This is a genomic window from Oribacterium sp. HCP28S3_H8, assembly GCF_052064775.1.
GTDB lineage: Bacteria > Bacillota > Clostridia > Lachnospirales > Lachnospiraceae > Oribacterium.
Genome location: NZ_JBQHUZ010000001.1, coordinates 1 through 19,438 on the forward strand (window position 1 = coordinate 1; position 19,438 = coordinate 19,438).

23 protein-coding genes are annotated in these 19,438 nt (G+C 45.8%); 17 read left to right on the top strand and 6 right to left on the bottom strand.

Features of this window, described 5'->3' with window-relative positions; all coding sequences use genetic code 11:
- Positions 1-529: 529 nt before the first annotated feature.
- A complete protein-coding gene (locus ACTNEN_RS00005; protein WP_441204013.1) occupies positions 530-1,402 on the bottom strand; it encodes a LysR family transcriptional regulator in 873 nt (290 codons plus the stop codon).
- Between the two features lie 122 nt (positions 1,403-1,524).
- Between ACTNEN_RS00005 and ACTNEN_RS00010 the strand changes: the two genes are divergently transcribed.
- The 5 genes from ACTNEN_RS00010 to ACTNEN_RS00030 are packed head-to-tail and all read left to right on the top strand — an operon-like array spanning position 1,525 to position 4,505.
- Positions 1,525-1,740, top strand: coding sequence for a hypothetical protein (locus ACTNEN_RS00010; protein WP_024865572.1), 216 nt, complete (start codon positions 1,525-1,527; stop codon positions 1,738-1,740).
- A 20-nt stretch (positions 1,741-1,760) separates the two neighbouring features.
- Entirely contained in the window at positions 1,761-2,762 is a 1,002-nt protein-coding gene (locus ACTNEN_RS00015; RefSeq protein ID WP_441204014.1) for an alpha/beta hydrolase, read from the top strand.
- Between the two features lie 2 nt (positions 2,763-2,764).
- Positions 2,765-3,352 (top strand): sugar O-acetyltransferase, encoded by a 588-nt coding sequence (locus ACTNEN_RS00020; RefSeq protein ID WP_441204399.1) that lies wholly within the window; start codon positions 2,765-2,767, stop codon positions 3,350-3,352.
- A 13-nt stretch (positions 3,353-3,365) separates the two neighbouring features.
- Positions 3,366-3,908, top strand: a complete 543-nt coding sequence (locus tag ACTNEN_RS00025) for a flavodoxin family protein (protein WP_441204015.1) — start codon at positions 3,366-3,368, stop codon at positions 3,906-3,908.
- Between the two features lie 12 nt (positions 3,909-3,920).
- Positions 3,921-4,505 carry a cyclophilin-like fold protein gene (locus tag ACTNEN_RS00030; RefSeq protein WP_441204016.1) on the top strand — a complete coding sequence of 195 codons (585 nt, stop codon included), beginning with the start codon at positions 3,921-3,923 and terminating at the stop codon, positions 4,503-4,505.
- Positions 4,506-4,564: 59 nt separating this feature from the next.
- Here the strand turns inward: ACTNEN_RS00030 and ACTNEN_RS00035 are convergent, their stop codons facing one another.
- Positions 4,565-4,780 (bottom strand): helix-turn-helix transcriptional regulator, encoded by a 216-nt coding sequence (locus ACTNEN_RS00035; RefSeq protein ID WP_441204017.1) that lies wholly within the window; start codon positions 4,778-4,780, stop codon positions 4,565-4,567.
- 45 nt (positions 4,781-4,825) lie between these two features.
- Entirely contained in the window at positions 4,826-5,560 is a 735-nt protein-coding gene (locus tag ACTNEN_RS00040; protein WP_441204018.1) for a S24 family peptidase, read from the bottom strand.
- Positions 5,561-5,788: 228 nt separating this feature from the next.
- Here ACTNEN_RS00040 and dinB point away from each other — a divergent pair, with 228 nt between their 5' ends.
- A complete protein-coding gene (gene dinB, locus ACTNEN_RS00045; RefSeq protein WP_441204019.1) occupies positions 5,789-7,177 on the top strand; it encodes a DNA polymerase IV in 1,389 nt (462 codons plus the stop codon).
- A gap of 5 nt (positions 7,178-7,182) precedes the next feature.
- Positions 7,183-7,536, top strand: a complete 354-nt coding sequence (locus ACTNEN_RS00050) for a hypothetical protein (RefSeq protein WP_441204020.1) — start codon at positions 7,183-7,185, stop codon at positions 7,534-7,536.
- 44 nt (positions 7,537-7,580) lie between these two features.
- On the opposite strand, the gene ACTNEN_RS00055 is transcribed toward ACTNEN_RS00050, so the two are convergent.
- Both ACTNEN_RS00055 and ACTNEN_RS00060 read right to left on the bottom strand, forming a co-directional pair.
- Positions 7,581-8,429 (bottom strand): alpha/beta hydrolase family protein, encoded by an 849-nt coding sequence (locus ACTNEN_RS00055; protein ID WP_441204021.1) that lies wholly within the window; start codon positions 8,427-8,429, stop codon positions 7,581-7,583.
- A 2-nt stretch (positions 8,430-8,431) separates the two neighbouring features.
- On the bottom strand, positions 8,432-9,685 hold the full coding sequence (locus ACTNEN_RS00060) for a dicarboxylate/amino acid:cation symporter (RefSeq protein WP_441204022.1): 1,254 nt from the start codon (positions 9,683-9,685) through the stop codon (positions 8,432-8,434).
- Positions 9,686-10,046: 361 nt separating this feature from the next.
- Between ACTNEN_RS00060 and ACTNEN_RS00065 the strand changes: the two genes are divergently transcribed.
- From ACTNEN_RS00065 to yaaA, 6 genes are all read left to right on the top strand, one after another.
- Positions 10,047-11,096 carry an aldo/keto reductase gene (locus tag ACTNEN_RS00065; RefSeq protein WP_441204023.1) on the top strand — a complete coding sequence of 350 codons (1,050 nt, stop codon included), beginning with the start codon at positions 10,047-10,049 and terminating at the stop codon, positions 11,094-11,096.
- Between the two features lie 128 nt (positions 11,097-11,224).
- Positions 11,225-11,833 carry an SOS response-associated peptidase gene (locus ACTNEN_RS00070; RefSeq protein ID WP_441204024.1) on the top strand — a complete coding sequence of 203 codons (609 nt, stop codon included), beginning with the start codon at positions 11,225-11,227 and terminating at the stop codon, positions 11,831-11,833.
- A gap of 36 nt (positions 11,834-11,869) precedes the next feature.
- Positions 11,870-12,046 carry a winged helix-turn-helix transcriptional regulator gene (locus tag ACTNEN_RS00075; protein ID WP_441204025.1) on the top strand — a complete coding sequence of 59 codons (177 nt, stop codon included), beginning with the start codon at positions 11,870-11,872 and terminating at the stop codon, positions 12,044-12,046.
- Positions 12,047-12,155: 109 nt separating this feature from the next.
- The gene (locus ACTNEN_RS00080; RefSeq protein WP_441204026.1) at positions 12,156-12,842 is read left to right on the top strand and encodes a DNA alkylation repair protein; all 687 of its coding nucleotides are present in this window, start codon (positions 12,156-12,158) and stop codon (positions 12,840-12,842) included.
- Between the two features lie 68 nt (positions 12,843-12,910).
- Complete coding sequence (gene bcp, locus ACTNEN_RS00085; protein WP_441204027.1) at positions 12,911-13,366, top strand: thioredoxin-dependent thiol peroxidase; 456 nt, start codon at positions 12,911-12,913, stop codon at positions 13,364-13,366.
- Positions 13,363-14,103: a peroxide stress protein YaaA gene (gene yaaA, locus ACTNEN_RS00090; protein WP_441204028.1), complete on the top strand. Its 741-nt coding sequence runs from the start codon at positions 13,363-13,365 to the stop codon at positions 14,101-14,103. Before bcp ends, yaaA begins: the two co-directional genes overlap by 4 nt.
- A gap of 33 nt (positions 14,104-14,136) precedes the next feature.
- On the opposite strand, the gene ACTNEN_RS00095 is transcribed toward yaaA, so the two are convergent.
- Positions 14,137-15,486, bottom strand: coding sequence for an MATE family efflux transporter (locus ACTNEN_RS00095; protein ID WP_441204029.1), 1,350 nt, complete (start codon positions 15,484-15,486; stop codon positions 14,137-14,139).
- Between the two features lie 174 nt (positions 15,487-15,660).
- Between ACTNEN_RS00095 and ACTNEN_RS00100 the strand changes: the two genes are divergently transcribed.
- From ACTNEN_RS00100 to ACTNEN_RS00115, 4 genes are all read left to right on the top strand, one after another.
- The gene (locus ACTNEN_RS00100; RefSeq protein WP_441204030.1) at positions 15,661-16,284 is read left to right on the top strand and encodes an esterase; all 624 of its coding nucleotides are present in this window, start codon (positions 15,661-15,663) and stop codon (positions 16,282-16,284) included.
- Between the two features lie 258 nt (positions 16,285-16,542).
- A complete protein-coding gene (locus ACTNEN_RS00105) occupies positions 16,543-17,724 on the top strand; it encodes a GGDEF domain-containing protein (protein ID WP_441204031.1) in 1,182 nt (393 codons plus the stop codon).
- Between the two features lie 152 nt (positions 17,725-17,876).
- Complete coding sequence (locus ACTNEN_RS00110) at positions 17,877-18,653, top strand: ABC transporter permease (protein ID WP_441204032.1); 777 nt, start codon at positions 17,877-17,879, stop codon at positions 18,651-18,653.
- Positions 18,632-19,420, top strand: a complete 789-nt coding sequence (locus tag ACTNEN_RS00115) for an ABC transporter ATP-binding protein (protein ID WP_441204033.1) — start codon at positions 18,632-18,634, stop codon at positions 19,418-19,420. Before ACTNEN_RS00110 ends, ACTNEN_RS00115 begins: the two co-directional genes overlap by 22 nt.
- The last annotated feature ends 18 nt before the right edge of the window (positions 19,421-19,438 follow it).

The following is a 19,438-nucleotide window of genomic DNA, read 5'->3' on the forward strand; positions in this document are numbered from 1 at the left end:
GCATATCGGCATCTATCCGGGACCTGGGGCAGTGGAGCATTTTGCGGACCAATTCACGAAACGCGGCCTGAAATTCAGCAAGGGCGCGGTTCAGGTTCCATATGGGGAGAACCTTCCTCTTGATCTGATTGCAGAAATCGCGCACTGGTGCGGAGAACATCATTCTGATTGATCATGCAGCTATAAAATAATGGAAATTCTAGTCATGCTGACCATCGTGGTGAATAAGTAAGAAAAGGATGTGTCTATGGAAATGACAACAAAGCGTCTCATTTTCAGATCCTGGGAGGAGAATGACGCCGCCGATTTATACGCACTTGCGAGTGATCCGCAGATCGGATCGGGCCGGCAGCGGGCTGGCCGCCACACAAATCGGTGAAAGACAGTCTGCAGATTATCCGTAATGTCTTGCAGCTGCTGAGGTGCAGGTATGGATTGATGTGGCTACAGATTTGTTACGTGACGTATAAGATTAGAACACTATACTATAGCAGGTCATAGCTTTATTATGCTGTGACCTGCTTGAAAATTACTTGAAAGTCTTTTTTATCTGCTCCAGAAACTTACCAGCAATAGGAGTAAAGGTCTGATATTTATTCCATATGAGATATAGTTCTGACTTCAGTTCAGGTGAAAGTGGTCTGAATACCATGTCAGTTCCTTCGGTATTTATCAGATCCTTAAATGTAAGAAGTATTCCAAGGTTTTCTCTTGCAAATACAGAGCCGTTATAGGACAGTCTGAAAGAGCCTTCAAGCTTAAGTTCCTGATATCTGTCTTTCGCCCACACTTTGATCTCATTGTTCCAGCTTTGCTCAGAGACAAACAGAGGCTGTCCTATCAGGTCAGAGACATGGATGGATTTTTTCTTTGCAAGGGGATGAGATGAAGATATGATTGCTCCCCATACATCGGCTTCCGGAAACTTAACATATTCATATTTATTGCTGTCAGGTGTTTCACATAGTACAGCAAAGTCTAAAATGCCTTTATCAAGCTTTTCAGTAACCTGTTCAGTATCTCCGCTGGTTATATGATAAGTGAAGTTGGGGTATTTTTCTTTTAACTTATAGATCTCTCTGGCAAGGTATCTGATCTGATAGCTTTCTGCCAGTCCAAAATAAATATCCCCACCTGTTATATCATTCAGGGAACTAAATTCCTGTTCTATCTTATCTGACATAGCCACAAGATCCTGAGCACGGTCACGTAGAAGCATCCCTTCATCAGTGAGTGAAATACTGAAGCTGTGCCTTACAAACAGTTTCTTCCCAAGTTCTTCCTCTAATGATTTTAATGTCTTTGAAAGAGTAGGCTGTGATACATGAAGCTGCTCAGCAGCCTTTGACATATTTTCTTCCCTTGCAACTGCACGAAAATATCTGAGATTTTTAATTTCCATGAAAGCCTCAATGAAGTTGACAATTAAAGTGTTATTCCAAAAACGAATATCATGATATTTATTTTATTCATTAGCGAAAACCTGGTCAAGGATTTACTATGAAATCAGAAGGAGCAAAAAAGATGGATACCAAAAAGATTCTTGAAAGCCTTACTGACATGGGCTGTGATGAGAAAGAAATAAGCTTTATGAAAAAAATGTATGAAGAAGGGGATACAGATACGCTTCTTCGAGATCTTAGAAAATGCCGGTGCCATCTGATGGACGAACTTCATGACAGTCAGAAGAAAGTTGATAACATGGATTTTTTGATAAGACAGATCCAAAAAGAAAAGTAATTAAAACGGAGGAATGTAAAATGATCAGAAAAGAAGAACTGAACCTTGTAACGGAATGGGATAAAACCTTTAAGAAAAGTGATAAAGTAGACCACAGCAAAGTTACATTTGTAAACAGATATGGAATCACTCTTGCGGCAGATATGTATGTTCCAAAGAATGCGGAAGGAAAGCTCCCTGCAATTGCTGTATGCGGGCCATTCGGTGCAGTTAAAGAGCAGTGCTCAGGTCTTTATGCTCAGACAATGGCAGAAAGAGGATTCTTAACAATCGCTTTTGATCCTTCTTTTACAGGTGAGTCCGGAGGAAATGTAAGATACATGGCATCTCCTGATATCAACACAGAAGATTTCATGGCTGCAGTTGATTTCCTTTCACTTAATGAAAAAGTAGATCCTGACAGGATTGGAATCATCGGTATCTGTGGATGGGGTGGCATGGCTGTAAATACAGCAGCTCTTGATACAAGGATCAAAGCTACAGCTGCAGTGACAATGTATGACATGACAAGAGTAAATGCCAAGGGATATTTTGACTCCGAGGACAGCGAGGAAGCAAGGTATCAGAAGAGGGCTGCCATGTGCGCTCAGAGACTTGAAGACCTTAAGGCAGGTGAGTATAAGCTTGGCGGCGGTGTAGTAGATCCACTTCCGGAGGATGCACCTTTCTTTGTGAAAGACTATTATGATTACTACAAGACTGACAGAGGTTATCACAAGAGAAGCCTTAATTCCAATGGAGGCTGGAATGTGATCGGTTGTGAGTCTTTCGTTAATCAGCCAATCCTTAAGTACAGCAATGAGATCAGAAGTGCAGTATTACTTGTCCATGGAGAAAAGGCACATTCATGTTATTTCTCAAAGGATGCTTATGCAGATATGATCAAAGACAGCAAGTATGCTGATAATAAAGAACTTATGATAATCCCTGATGCGGTGCATACAGATCTATATGATGGCGGAGATAAGGATTATATTCCTTTTGACAAGATGGAGAGCTTCTTTAAGGAGAATCTGAAATAATGATAACGGTTGAGGAAATACTGGAATATCTTAATTCGGACAGAGTAGAAGATATGACAGAAGAGATGCATGAATGTTCCATGAGGCAGAGCCAGGCTGCTATAAAGCAGACCATGGAATTAAATACAAAGTATCACACACCGGAAGAGATAGTCAGGATCATGTCTGAACTGACAGGTGAGGAAGTGGATGAAAGCTTGAGATTGTTCCCGCCTTTTTATACGGATTTTGGAAGAAACATTCACATCGGAAAAAATGTATTCATCAATTCTGGATGCAGCTTCCAGGATCAGGGCGGCATATACATTGGTGATAACACCCTGATTGGGCACAGGGTCGTCCTTGCTACTCTGGATCATGATTTGAATCCTTATGACAGGCACCTTCTGTGTGCTCCTATACATATTGGAAACAGGGTTTGGATTGGAGCAGGAGCAATTATAACCAGAGGAGTTACAATCGGTGACGGTGCTGTAATTGCAGCCGGAGCTGTTGTAACTAAAGATGTAGAGGAAAACACAATTGTGGGAGGCGTTCCCGCAAAACTGATTAAGAAGATAGAAAATGTCGTGCCAATAGAAAAGAAATAAAGGATGAGATGATATGAGCAAAGTATTAGTAATTTCAACAAGCCTTCGTGCAAATAGCAATTCAGATATACTTACTGAAAAGCTTATAGAAGGAGCAAAAGCATCAGGTCATGATGTGGAGCATATAAGTCTTAAAGGGAAGAACATCGGTTTTTGTATAGGATGTCTGGCATGTCAGAATACTCAGAAATGTGTCATTAAGGATGATGCTGCCACGATTGCTGATAAAGTAAAGAACGTAGATACATTGGTATTCGTCACTCCGATTTATTACTATGAGATGAGTGGTCAGATGAAGACTCTTTTGGACAGGCTCAATCCTCTATATCCTTCAGATTATAAATTTAGAAATGTATATATGCTCTCTGTAGCAGCTGAGGATGAAGAGTTTGTGCCTAAAAAGGCAGAAAGTGGACTTCAAGGATGGGTTGATTGCTTCGAAAAGGCTCAGTTTTCAGGTTCCTTATTCTGCGGTGGCATAGGTGATATGGGTGAGGCATCCGGGAAAACAGAAGAGTTAAACGAGGCTTTCGAGTTTGGAAAGTCTTTAAGATAAAGGATGCTTGATATGAAAGAAAAAATGATTGTGATAGCATTCTGTATGACAATCATGTTTTGTATGAGCGCCTGTTCAGGAAATACAATAAACTCCGGTGATAATCAGAATGCAGTAACTGAAATATCAACATCAGAAAATGTTGAAACAGAAAGTTCAGAAGAGAATGTCATGTCGGAGGGAACGGCTATGTATCAGCTGGCAGAAAAAGATGAATCAGCAGATGATGAAGCTATTGAAGATAGTACTATGATAATGATGATTGATGGTACAAAAGTTAATGTGGAGTGGGAAGACAATCAGGCTGTAGAAAGATTGCGGGATATGGCTAAAGATGGTGATATTACCATTCAGATGTCAATGTATGGCGGTTTTGAACAGGTGGGTTCCATAGGACAGAGCTTGCCACGAGATGATAAGCAGACAACAACGACTTCAGGTGACATTGTACTATACTCCGGCAATCAGATGGTAGTGTTCTATGGCTCCAACAGCTGGTCATACACAAGGCTTGGTCATATATCTGATAAGGATGAGGCAGAGATGGCAGATCTTCTTTCACAAGGAGATGTTACGATAACCATCAGCACGGAATAGTTTTTTTTAGAAATGTCTGCAAAATGTCCGCTTGCTGTCTGTTTTCAGGCGTTTTTTCTTCAGATCCCGCTTCTTGGCGGGAACAATTCTTTCACGGTCCGGTGATAGTAATCGGAGAGCCGGATCGCCACATACACATTCGGGCACTGCGTCCCGTTTTCATAGCGATAGAGCGTTTTGGGATCGACGTTCAGATCCTTGGCGGCTTTGTTCCGGGAAATCCCGGCGGACTTCCGGGCTTCCAGCAAATTGTTAGGTGTTTCTGTTTCTCTCAAGCTGCATCACCTCCCCATAAGACTCTGACTGACATATTGTGATCCTTACCAGGCAGCTCTGCACACCTTCCCGAAGATGCGGAAGTCATCGCGGTCAAGATGCACCGGGATCGGATCATATTTCTGATTCAGCGAAATCAGGAATGTCCCGTTGCTGTCATTTTTCAGTTTCTTGATATACGCGTTGTCGTTTAGCGAAAAAATACCGATTTCCCCGTCATCCAGCGTTTCCTGCTGGTGCACATAAACCATGTCATGATCATGAAATGCCGGTTCCATACTGTCTCCGCTTACCGTAACGGCAAAATCCGCGTTCTTTGCGTCCCTGGCGGGCACTTCGATGGTCGTGTAATAATCGGAATCAAGAAAATCTCCGTGTCCGGCGGATACTCTTGCGTCGTAAAGCCGGAGTCGGGTCATGGAAGGACTGTCCGCCGGAGCTGCCGGATGTGGGATCACGTTCGTCTCCTTGACGTAGCTCACCGGGTGTGCCAGCATGCCAATATAGGAGAGCGCTTTCTGTTTTCCTTCGTCATTCAGCATGGCTAACGGATCCTTCGGGTTGCTCCCGAAATATTCCTCCAGGCAGTCCGGAATCTCCAGAATCCGGCAAATATGCAGGAAAACCCGCGCGGAGACTTCATTCCGCCCAGTCTCCCATGCGGAAACGCTTTTCTGAGTGACTTCAATTCCTTCCTCTTGCAGCCTTCCCACAAGTTCGGTCTGGGATATGTGCGCCTTCTTCCGGTAAGATGAGATGATTGCGCCGATATTATCCATAAAGCACCTCTTTCTGACGTGTCTGATTATGTTCCGCAGCGGGTATCCCGCTGCATGCAGGTCCGTATCCTCTCCCCTACAGAATAGCATCCTGTACAGCAAAGTCAATAGAAAAACCACTATTAAAAGTAAAAACGGGCTAAAACGTCTATTTTCAACCATTCAAAATAGCGATATACTGGTCATACAGAGAGAAACCACGATGCCACGTTTCTCTTTGCAGGCCCTGTGATCAGCAGGGACAGAACAGCTGCCGGTGCAGTCTCCGGCGGAAGGCAAGGGAGAGAGGTGAAAAAGATGTCGGATCGGATCATACTGCATGTGGACTGCAACTGTTTTTACGCTTCAGTGGAAATGCTGTACCACCCGGAGCTTGCCGGAAAGCCGCTTGCGGTCGGTGGAGATCCGGAAGAGCGGCACGGTATTGTCCTTACGGCAAACTACATCGCGAAGCGCCACGGCGTGAAGACCGGCATGGCACTCTGGCAGGCGAGGCAGTGCTGTCCGGAGCTTGTCTTTGTTCCGCCGAGAATGTACCTGTATCTGCGGTTCTCCCGCATGGCAAGAGCTATTTATCAGGAATATTCCGAGCAGGTGGAGAGTTTTGGCCTGGATGAATGCTGGATCGACCTCACGGACAGCTGCGCGCTCCTGGGCGATCACACGCAGACCATCGAGAATGGATACCGGATTGCGCAGGAGATCAGCGCGAGGATCCGCCGGGAGCTCGGCATCACAGTCAGCATTGGCGTCTCCTGGAACAAGATCTACGCGAAGCTCGGCAGCGACTATAAGAAACCTGACGCAATTACGATTTTTGACAGGAACAACTACAAGAAGTTGATTTACCCGCTTCCAGTGTCGGATCTTCTGTATGTCGGGAGGAGGACAGAGGAGAAACTGGAGAAATACGGCATTCGCACTATCGGGGAGCTGGCGGAAGCGGATCCGCGTTACCTTCAGAACTGGTTTGGCAAGATCGGCCCGATGCTCTCGGTATTTGCAAGAGGGGAGGATCGGACGCCGGTGAATGACCTTGGCGTGGAAGCACCAATCAAGAGTATCGGAAACAGTACGACAACGCCGCGGGATCTGGTAAATGATGAGGATGTACGGCTTGTCCTCTATCTTCTTGCGGAGAGTGTATCAGAGCGCCTCCGGAGGAATCACTTTGAGGGGCAGGTGATTTCTGTGTATGTGAGAAACACGGATCTCTGGGGATTTCATCAGCAGAAAAAGATTTCCGCGCCGACAAATATTTCCGGAGAGATTGAGGAAGCGGCATTTGACATCTTTCAAAAGCTGTACCGCTGGGAGAAGCCGGTCCGGAGCATTGGGATCAGCGTTGGAAACTTAAAGCCGGAAGGGCAGCCAAGGCAGCTCACCCTGTTTCTGAACGAGCAGTACCGCGAGCGGCAGATGCGGGCAGATCGGATGGTGACGCTGATCCGCAGCAGATATGGATATGCGGCGGTGAAGCGGGGTATTATGCATGAGGATCGGTATCTATCCTCCTTAAATGCGACGGCGGAGGATCACATGATCCATCCGCATTCGTATCTGGAACATGGAAACCGGAGCGGCTGTGAGGCGGTTCTTTGCACGGAAGGCAGGTGAATTACATGGGCGTTTACGACTATCATCATGATTCCGGGAGACCGGACCGCCCGGAGGTGCAGAGTGATGCGCCGCTTACAGAACACGCGCAGGAAACCCTTACCGTCAGTCCATATAAAGCCTATGTTGAGGTGATCGCGGATTTTTCCTCCGACGGGAGGATGAAACCGCTCCGCCTCATCTGGGAGGATGGCCGCAAATACGATGTGGACCGCATCCTCCGCGTGGACCGGTGTGCCAGCCTCAAGGCAGGAGGTGCTGGGATCCGGTATGTCTGCCGGATTCTCGGGCAGAGAGTCGAGCTGTTTTATGAGGAGAACGGCTTCTGGTTTGTGAACCGGAAGACACCGAGGGCATAGGAAGACTGACCGAACGGATCGATGATCCGGATCCATACTATGTGCTATCGGATGAGGGAAGCCATCCAGCGGCCCATATCCTCAGCAAGCTGCAGACGGCAGGAATCAAATCCATGCTTTCCCGGATAACGAATCAGCCGGTGACTGGCTGTTGTGGGTAGCGACTCCAGTTTCTTCCAGAGATCAGCGACATTGGTCTTTTCCGGAGCATCGTCATCATAGAGGCCTACCTGGATCAGGAGATTTCGGTCCTTAAGCACTTCTGCTTTATTTGCAAAATCCCAGTCTGCCATGTGCGCTTTACTATCTTCAAAGAGTGCCGTATCAGAAGCTTTGTGCAGCACATGCCCGAGCTCTGTGCAGAATTGAGCGACGGCCTCTTCGTGTGTCTGCCCTGTAGGGATGTCATATTTCCAAAGGGAGGCATGATTGAATGGAGCCATTACGACTGCCCCACGTACCCAGGGAAGCTGAGGAAGAACGTTCAACACGGTGTTGCCTCCGTTGGAATGTCCGGCAAGGAAGATGTTGTCCGGGTCGATGTTTAGATCCATGGCGTGATTTCTGGCATAAATCGCAGTTGCCATCGCATCATCTATGCAATGGGAAAATGAATAGGTTCCTTCAGATCCCCAGGCACCGCGATGGAAGATCCGGATCACTTCAAAGCCAATCCTGCGCAGATCTTGCGCAATATCATCATTCACTGTTGTGCCGGGGATGCCATGAAAGAGCAGTACCAGGGGATGAGGGGATTCATAGATTGAACCAGGCAGATAAATTTCTCCGTAAACGGTACTGCCGTCTACTTTTTCCTCAAATAAACGAGCGTCGGGCTGACCGTCTTGAGGATATGCAGGATCTTTTAATATTGTATCTGGATTTAAACGCATATTTAACCTTCCACTTTATCTAAACTCTCTGTTGTGTGCTTATACCAGTCTTTACCATAAACAAAACGAGAAGCGACCATGGAAACCACAGTATCACCGCAGGAATTCAGCAGTGTGCATCCCGGATCAAAGAGCTCGATGATCATGAGAAGGATAGGCATTGCTGCATCCGGCAGACCAAATACGGAAATGATCATCGTTTCGCCTGCCGCACCACCACCGGGAACAGAAGAAGTAGCCACAGAGGAAGCAACAGCCACAAATACGGCCAGAGCAATCTGGCTTGCTTTCAGCGGCATGCCAAACATGGTCGTGGCCAAAACAATGCAATATGTCATGGCGATGCAGGCACCGTCCATGTGACATGTTGCACCGAGTGGAATGACGACAGAATAAATATCATCCGGGACACCCAGTGTCTTGCAGGCATCCATCTGAAGCGGAATAGTAGCTGCCGATGAACGGGTTCCAAGGGCAGTCAGTGCAGCTGGCAGTATACTCTTAAAATAATGCTTTACACCCCAGGAGCCTGCTCCGATATAGGCATAAATACCCAGGAAAATGAAGAAGTAGGCAAAGACGATGCCATAGAATGTGAGCATGGCAAATCCGTAGGTCTTGAGGATTTCAATGCCATAGGTTGCCGTTAAGTCTGCAAAGTAGGCGCCCAGACCGATAGGAGCGAGCTTCATCAGTTCAGAAACCATCTTGTACATGATGGCAGAGCCGGAATTCAGGAATTGTTTCATTGGTTCAGCTTCTTTACCGACGAATGAACAGCAGATGCCAAAAAAGATCGTCATGATGATTAATGGCAGTACATGATAACGCGAAATCAGATCCGGAAAATCTCCCACAGTAAAGGTGCCAACGATTTGATCGGTAAGTGAAGTCTTTGCTGCATCCGTGGTTTCCATATCTACCTGAAAATTCGTTGGTACTCCGACGAGGCTGGTGACACCCATGGTGATTAAAGAAGCCAGGGTTGCTGTTGCGATAAAAAAGACCAGAGAGATGATCAGTGTTTTTCCAACCTTCCTGGTATCATTAGTGTTGGCGATAGAACCCGCGATCGAAAAGAAGATCAGAGGAACAATTGTGCAGAACAGAAGGTTCAGAAAAATGTTGCCGATTGGTCGGACAATATTGGAAATAGAAGGTCCTAGGACAAGTCCCAGAATTGCTCCGATGACACAAAAGGTGATGAGAATGACGGACGTCTTATACGTTTCCCACTTGCTTTTCTTTTTAGACATATGTAATTTCCCCCTACAGAGCCGCTCGCAGCAGATCTGTTTATATTATTCTTATAGCACTTTTACAGATTAGTGCAATAAAATCTTGAGGATTTCAAGATATTCTCTGCTTGGAACTAATGCATATTCTTCTTTTACGGACTTCTTCATAAGATTCTATTGATCTATGCTCCTGTGTAAACGCTCAGTATAGAAGAGCAAATACAATTGTGGTATACATGAAGGCTGAGATATATAATATAAAATGTGGAATTAGTAAGACTGCTGGCAAACACATAAAACTACGTAAACATAGTAGGGACGGGTGTATAATCTGATCTATTTTGTGATTTATGCTTTTGTGAGACAGAAGGAGTGAATCATGTATCAATTTAATGAGTATCAGGCGTCGGAGCATCGCTATGATGATGAAAAAATTTTATATAAGCGCTGCGGAGCTTCCGGTCTGAGGCTTCCAAAGGTGAGTCTTGGGCTTTGGCATAATTTTGGCTCTAAAGACAACTATGACAACATGAAGGCGCTGATTTTTACAGCATTCGACCATGGCATCACTCATTTTGATCTTGCCAACAACTATGGACCGGTCTATGGTGCGGCGGAGGAGAATTTTGGGCGGATTTACGAGCAGGATCTGAAGCCGTACCGTAATGAGCTGATCATTTCCACCAAGGCGGGCTATGATATGTGGCCGGGCCCTTATGGAAACTGGGGCAGCCGGAAGTATCTGATTTCTTCGCTGGATGAATCCTTAAAGAGGATGCATCTTGAGTATGTGGATATTTTTTATCATCATCGCATGGATCCGGAAACACCGCTTGAGGAAACTATGCTTGCATTGGATCAGATCGTGCGTTCGGGCAAAGCGTTGTATGCAGGCATTTCCAATTACAATGGGGAGCGTGCCCGGGAAGCGCAGAGGATTGCGAAGGAGCTGCATTTGCCGCTGATCATCAACCAGAACCGCTACTCGATTTTTGACAGGACAATTGAGGAAAATGGACTTAAGGCATGTGCAAAAGAGGACGGCATGGGTGTGATCTGCTTCTCGCCGCTTGCGCAGGGGGAACTCTCGGAAAAGTATCTGCATGGGATACCGGCGGATAGCAGGGTGGCAAGAGATGGGAGATTTTTGCATAAGGAGGATGTGATACAGCCGGAGAAGCTTAAGGCAATCCAGGCGCTTAAGGATCTTGCGGGGGAGCGGGGACAGACGCTGCCGCAGATGGCGCTTGCCTGGGTACTCCGGGATCCGGAGATTACGTCGGTGCTGATCGGCGCGTCCAAGCCGGAGCAGATCGTGGAAAATCTGGGTGTAGTTGGGCATACGGAGTTTTCTGAGGAGGAGCTTCAGCGCATCGATGCGATTTACCAAAGCATTGCGGGACTTCTGGACGGACACCGGCATGTATGAGCTGCAGGGCAGAAAAGGACAAAATCTGCTTGGGTATGCGCTGATGATGGCACGTGAGAGACTGTAATCAGCCTTACTAACGGAGCCAGCAAGATAAGCGCAGGCTAAATATAAGTTGGGGGAATCGTATGTGCTGCAGATATTGGATCGATGATTCTCCGGAGCTTCGGGAGATTACTGAGGAGATGAAGCATTCGCCATTGATGAGCAGGTGGCAGAGGAGAAGTGAAATCAAGACGGGTGGAGAGATCCGTCCTCAGGATATTGTGCCGGTGATTGCACCTGACCGTTCCGGTGAAAGGGCAGTATTTCCGATGAAGTGGGGGTATTCCGGGAAATCACTGCTGATTAATGCAAGGGTGGAAACCGCAGCTGTTAAAGCGACGTTTCAGAATGACTGGCGGAAACATCGCTGTATTGTCCCGGCGTCCTGGTATTTTGAGTGGGAGCATGTTGTCGGAAATGATGGAAGGACGCATACCGGCAAAAAATATAAGATCCTGCCTAAGGACAGTTCCATCACGTGGCTATGCGGATTGTACAGGATTGAGGAGGGAATGCCGCATTTTGTGATTCTGACAAGAGACCCTGCTACGGAAATACGATTTATACATGATAGGATGCCAATGATCCTGCCGGAGAACAGGATCATTGCATGGATCCGCCCGGATAGTCAGCCGGAGCAGCTTATAGGTGAAGCACTCACAGCAATGACGTATGCGCAGGTGCCGCGTTGATGGAGTACAGTTTGTGCTGAAATCGGATTCTGCGCATTGGATTTAGTTTATACCAAAGGCATATCCGGTCATTGCGATAGCACCGAGCTCGCAGTGATTGTTAAATACAAGTATAAGCTGACAGATATCGGACGGGAGTTTGAACCGGTGCTTGAGAGTATTAAGGTCTGGGGAAATAAGTATATCCAATACCTGCATGATAAAAATGCGTGAGACAATTTTTTGCACATACATGGTGATAGTATTGATATAAGAAGTAAGGATTTGGAGAGTTCAAAGGAAGTGTGCTTAGAGTGCTTCATGTGCTGGGAGTGGCAGATGTATGGGGATTGATATTCAGAAGGAACTATTTTTACTTAAGGATCCGAAGTACGCGGTCTTTCAAGCTCGTTTAACGCCGGGGGTGTCCCGAGACCGCATTATAGGCGTCCGTATCCCGGCGTTACGGAAGCTTGCTAAAAAATATTATAAGGATCCGGAACATATACAGTTTTTAAATCAACTGCCGCATCCATATTATGATGAGGATCTGCTTCATGGACTTTTGATTTCGGAGGAACGGGATTATGAGATCTGTATGCAGCAGATGGAGGCATTTCTGCCGTATATTGATAACTGGGCCGTCTGCGATTCAATATCGCCAAAGGCATTCGCAAAGCATAAAGCGGAATTGATCGTAAAAATCAGGGCATGGATTGTGTCCCCGCACACGTATGTCTGCCGCTTTGGGATAGGGATGCTGATGAAGCATTTTCTGGATGAGGATTTTAAACCGGTATATCTGGAGCTTCCGGCGGCAGTGCGTAGCAGTGAATATTACGTAAACATGATGATCGCCTGGTTTTACGCAACGGCACTTGCAAAGCAGTGGGATGAAACGATCCCATATCTTGAGACAGACAGGCTTGATCTATGGAAGCACAACAAAACGATTCAGAAAGCGATCGAGAGCTATCGCATTACGGCAGAGCAGAAAAATTATCTCAGAAGTCTGAAAAGAAAAGTCTGAAAAATGTATTATGAAATTATGGTAAGATGATTTAAGAAAATCAGCGCATATAGTGCAAGGAGGAAAAGATGTTAGAGGTTGGAACCAAGGCACCGGATTTTACGCTGCCGGATCAGAACGGAGAAATGAGAAGTCTTGCAGATTATAGAGGACAGAAGGTCATCCTTTATTTTTATCCCAAGGATATGACTGCCGGATGTACAAAACAGGCATGTGGCTTTGGTGAGCTGTACCCGCAGTTTCGCACAAAGGGTGCTGTTGTGATAGGCATCAGCAAGGATAGTGTTGCATCGCATAAAAAGTTTGAGGAGAAATACGGTCTGCCGTTTACGCTGCTCGCGGATCCGGAAAAGGAAGTGATCCAGGCATATGATGTCTGGAAGGAAAAGAAAAATTACGGCAAGGTCTACATGGGAGTGGTAAGAACCACGTATCTGATTGATGAAAACGGGTTTATCATCAAAGCCATGGATAAGGTAAAAGCGGCGGAGAATCCTCAGCAGATGCTTGGAGCGCTGGAATGAGAGTCATTATATCTCCGGCCAAAAAGATGCAGGTGAATGCAGATACCTTTATATGCACGGAGATGCCGGTGTTTATGGATAAGACTACGATCCTTAAAAACTGGATTTGCAGTCTTACGTATGAGGAGCAAAAAAAGCTTTGGGCGTGCAATGACAAGATTGCGAAGCAGAATACCGGGCGGTTTATGCATATGGAGCTTTATACAAATCTGACACCGGCGATCCTTTCCTATGACGGAATCCAGTATACCTATATGGCTCCGGCGGTATTTGAGGATGGGGAGCTTCAATACATTCAGAAGCATTTCCGGATTTTATCCGGTTTTTACGGTGTCCTGAAGCCTATGGATGGAGTGGTTCCTTATCGACTGGAAATGCAGGCTAAGGCTTGTGTCGGCGGATACAAAAATCTTTATGATTTCTGGGGTGATGCGCTTTACAAGGAAGTGATGGATGACAGCAGGACCGTCGTTAATCTGGCATCCAGGGAATATTCCAAATGCATTGAGAAATATCTGAAGTCCGGCGACCGCTATGTAAGCTGCATCTTTGGTGAGCTGGAAGGTGATAAAGTGATCCAGAAAGGTGTATACGCCAAGATGGCCCGGGGAGAGATGGTTCGTTTTATGGCAAGCATCCATGCGGAAACTCCGGAGGAGATCCGGAGCTTTGACTGGAGCGGCTACCATTTCGACGAGAGACATTCGACGGATACGGAATATGTCTTTCTGCGGTAAGAAGAATAAGCTATGGTTCTGGTCTTATCAAAGTCAGGCAGCAGCTGTGCGGCTTAGGTATTGGTGGTAAAGATAGATCCAGAGGAAAAACTGGCAGATAATCGCAATGATCCAGCTTAGTGGAAAGCACAGATATAGTACATTCAGAGAATGGTGGGTTTTAAACCAGGTCAGGATAAAGAGAATCCGGCTTCCGCAGATGGTTGTCAGGGTTACGAGGGTAGGTCTCGTGGAGTAGCCCATGCCACGCATGGAACCGACAAAGACATCGATTGTTCCGTTAAGAAATAATAAGGATGCAACATAATGTAAGCGATACATGCCCAAGCGGATCACAACGACCTCATTGGTAAACAGTCCAAGCAGCTCCGGGCCGAAATGATAGTCCAGAAATCCAATCAGATATCCGGAAATTCCGCTTAAAATAAGCATTGTCACTAGTATTTTTGGAATGCGTTTTGTTTTACCGGCGCCTGCGTTTAGTCCTGTAAAGGTAACGGTAGTCTGGTTGAATGCAGATGATGCTACATAAACAAAATCTTCCAGTGTCAGTGCCGCGCTGTTAGCCGCAATGGCGGCAGAGCCAAAGGTGTTGATACTGGACTGCACGATGATATTGCTGATCGAGAACATAATACCCTGAATAGAGGATGGAATGCCGATTGACAGTATTTTTCTGAAAAATTTAGGATCAGGACGGATCTTATTAAGGTACAGTCTGTCAGGACCAGCTCCACGGCAGAGGTATAATGTGACAAGTGCTGCGGAAAATAACTGAGAAATTGCGGATGCAAATGCTGCACCGGCAACCTGCCAGTGGAACGTCACAACAAAAAGCAGGTCCAGGACAACGTTAAGCAGTCCTCCCAGAAACAGAAAAAATGTGGGCCGTCTGGTATCTCCGGCGGAACGCAGTATGGAAGCTCCGAAATTATAGATTGCTGTAAAGATGAGTCCGGTAAAATAGATCTGGCAGTAATGCTGCGTTTCCGTAAAAGTATAGTCCGGTACAGACATGAGACGGAGTATTACTGGTGAGAGTAAAATACCTGCAAGCGAAAAAATCAGTCCTGAGATGATGGCAAGGAAATAGATGCAATGCATAGCGCGGAAAAGATCCTTATGGTTGCCTTCTCCGATCAGTGTGGAGATGACAACATCACTGCCCACGGAGAGACTGATCAAGCCCCAGACAAAGAAATTGATCATCGGACCGCCGGCACCGACAGAGGCGAGTGCCTGAGATCCGCAGAAATGACCGACGATCAGGGTATCGGTTGCATTAAAAAGTCGCTGCAGCAGGATGGAAATCATGAGCGGCGGTGTAAATATAAGAATATTTTTTAGTAAAGATCCATGGACCGGATCAAAGCTTCTATTCATGTGGTGCCTCTGAAGTGTTACCCTATTCATACTCTGATAAGGGCAAATATAGCACAAGTGCAGAGGTAAAACAATTAACGCCTCGATACAACAGACATTAACGACTTAAACTTAATAAGATAGATAAGGCAAAAGATAAAATAAAAAATCCGGGAGAGACAAGGTGGTATAGAGATGGAAATTTTAAAATACGGCAGCGATGCAGCGGTAAATATATTGATACAGGCGGTGGATGAGCATGACCTTGAGCTGATCGAGAGTGAAATTGCCGGGATTAAAGAGGAGACGACAGAGAGGTTTTGTTTACTGGCAGTTAAGATTCAGGACTGGAATCGGGAGCTCTCTCCCTGGCAGGCACCGGCGGTTTTTGGTAAGGAGGATTTCGGTGCGGGTGCTGCGGAAACACTTAAGGAGATAGAGAAGCTTTGTGCTGATCCAATGAAAAATTATTATATTGGAGGGTATTCGCTTGCCGGTCTTTTTGCGCTTTGGGCTGCATATCAGACAGATCTTTTTAAAGGCGTGGCAGCGGCATCTCCATCTATGTGGTTTCCGGGTTTTATCGAATATATGTCATCCCGGCAGATCCGCTGCGGGAAGGTATATTTAAGCTTAGGTGACAGGGAGGATCGCAGTAGAAATCCGGTGATGGCGTCGGTAAGTGAAAAAATCCGTGCGGCAGAAAAGATCCTTAAAGAACGCGAGGTGCAGTGTACTTTAGAGTGGAATCCCGGAAATCATTTCAGGGCCTCGGATCTGCGGACGGCAAAAGCATTCGCATGGATCCTGCAGCAGTGAGTACTGTTTTTGCAGGTGAAGGGATTGTTAAGAGCATATACATGATCAGGCTTGAAATATGCGGCCACATATACAATATCAACAAAAATATTGATAAATATAATTGAAATAATAATTTCTGGTTTACGCTTTGATCATTGCATTGTATAATAAATATGATTATAGCTTTACCTTAAGTTGAGAATAGAGAGATCATAGATACTGACAGTTCAGCTATTTTCATATAATAACAGTATTATATTATAGAGGAGGAGTATATTGATAGATGACTCTGGGTCCGGTAAGGTGGGAGATCTGACGGACCGTAAACATTCACTATACAGAAAAATCGCAGACTGGATTCATCCTCAGGTTCCGAAGGAGGTTTTCCGGGAAATTATTAAAAGCAATGTCTGTAATCTGCAATGGATAGCCGCGGCAGTTTCCATCCTGGAGATGTTTATCCTTGTCCTGTATACCATCAGACAGGCGGATCATCTTGCGGATGAGCTTGACAGTCTGTTTAGTGTCTTGTTTTGCATTGTCTTAAGCATCGCAGTCGCCGTACATTTAAGCAAAGTGACCAGATCGGAAGAACTGCTGGAGCAAAAGCTATATCGTGAGAGGGGAGTCCTCATTGCGTATTATACAGTGCTTATGATATGGGGCATGGCTGCATCGTATCGTCATTACGTAGCCGGTGAGCAGATGATTACCTTTTTTATCGTGGAGGTTGTTTTTGCAAGCTTCGTGTCCATGGAACCGATGATCAGCTTTATCCTGCTGCTTACAGGACATACCATCTTTTTTTATATGATTTTTATGATTGATGGGGCATGCCGGCTCAATATCCTCAATTATTTTGCACTTGGGGTCCTGCTTTGGCTGGGTATGACCCTGCATTATCGTATCCTTGCACGTCAGATCTCACAGAGACAGGTTGTCGAGCATTTGAACCGGCAGCTGAATGAGCTTTCTCTTACGGATCCGCTGACCGGAATCGGAAACAGACTTGCGCTGAAATCAAAACTTAAGTCTGTACCGGGATGTCATGTTACTGTTATGATGGCGGATATTGATCATTTTAAAGAAGTAAATGATACATTCGGTCATGAGGCAGGGGATCAGATACTTACCAGAGTTTCGGAATATCTGAGGCAGTCTTTTCCGCGAGACTGCTGTTTCCGGTATGGAGGAGATGAGTTTCTCGTTCTGATGCAGGATATATCGGAGGAAGAATTTAACAGGAGGAGAAACCAATGGCTCTCCAGGATTTCCAAAATTGAGCTTCCTGAGAGTTCTATGACGATCAGTTGCAGCTCCGGATATATTACCGGCAGTCCTCAGACAGATATAGAGGTACAGGAGCTCATCCGGGATGCGGACCTTGCGCTGTATTGTGATAAAAAGAATCATCATGAAATGAATAATATGCAATTTTCAGGGGGGGGGGGGACTTGAGTATTTGATCTCTTCCCTGCATAAACATGAAAACAGATAAAACGGATCCTGCGTTTTTTGTAACTACAGCCGGCTGATAAGTATGATAAAAGTTCATACTTATCAGCCGGCTTTTAAGTGCGTATGATGAAGCTACAGGAAAGGAGTTCGTGATGAATAAGAAAAAAAGCGTATGGGATAAGATACCAAATGGCGTGTGGCTCCTGATTTCACTGGGAGTTGCCATCGCACTTTGGCTGTTTGCGGCATACCGTTGGCCGATTGTATTCGCAGGACCTAAAAAGGTATGGGCTGCATTTGTATCTAAAGGTATTGAGTCTACAATCCTCTGGGAGCATGTTTGGGGTTCTCTGTCGAGAGTGCTGACCGGATTTGGCATTGCCTTTGTGCTTGCCATACCGACAGCGTTTCTCATGGCATGGTATGAGCCGTTCTGCAGAATCGTTGAACCGTGGATCCAGTTTGTAAGAAACATACCACCTCTTGCGTATGTATTTCTTATTACAGCGGCGCTTGGTGTCGGAAATATAGGCAAGGTTACAGTCATCGTGATTGCCTCCTTCCTGGTACAGGTCGTGACGGTATATCAGGGTGTCAAGGGTGTAGATGCTACACTGATCAAGGCGGCAAGAGTGCTTGGTGCGGGAAACAGAGATATCTTTTTTAAGATCATCATCCCGGCATCAACTCCATATATTCTGGTAGCGGCAAGACTTGGACTTTCCACCTCGCTTACAACCTTGATGGCTTCGGAAATTGTCGGTGGTGATCGCGGTCTTGGTATGATGATCCAGAAGGCGAGCGGCTATTATCAGATGGATGTGGTGCTTCTCGGCATCATCTTACTTGGCATTATCGGTATCACATTTGAGAAGATCGTTAAATTCCTTGAGAGGAGGTTTACAGGATGGCAGGAAACAGTCCAGTAAAAGTTAAAATCGATCATGTTGTCAAGAAGTTTAACGGCAGAAATGGCGAGATGATTGCACTCAATGGTGTGGATCTCGATATCCATGAAAATGAGTTTGTATGTGTGGTAGGTCCATCCGGCTGTGGTAAGTCAACTTTACTGAATATCATCGGCGGACTTGCAACCCCGACGGAGGGACATGTCTATGTTGACGGCAAGGAGGTTGATGGACCGAGTCCTGAGAGAGGCATTGTATTTCAGCAGTATGCATTATTTCCATGGCTCACAGTAGAAAAAAACGTTATGTTTGGACTTCTGCAGCAGGGGATGGAAAAGGAGAAGGCAAGAGAGATTGCACATATGTATCTTAAGATGGTAGATCTTGAGGACTTTGCCAAGTCGTATCCCAAGGAGCTCTCCGGTGGTATGAAGCAGAGAGTCGCCATTGCAAGAGCCTATGCAGTAAATCCTTCTGTACTGCTGATGGATGAGCCGTTTGGTGCATTGGATGCCCAGACCAGAACACAGCTGCAGAGTGAGCTGCTTGTGACTTGGGAGAAGGAGCAGAAGACCTGCTTTTTCATTACGCATGATGTAGAGGAAGCAATCATCCTTGCGCAGAGAGTTGTCATCATGCATGCCCGTCCGGGTCGTGTAAAGGAAATCGTAGATATTGATATTCCATATCCGAGAGATCAGGCGACCAAAATGACACCAAGATTTCTGGAGCTTAAAAATCATATCTGGAAGCAGGTATATGAGGAGTATCTTGCAGTTCGTAAGTAATTTATCCACAGTAGTGGG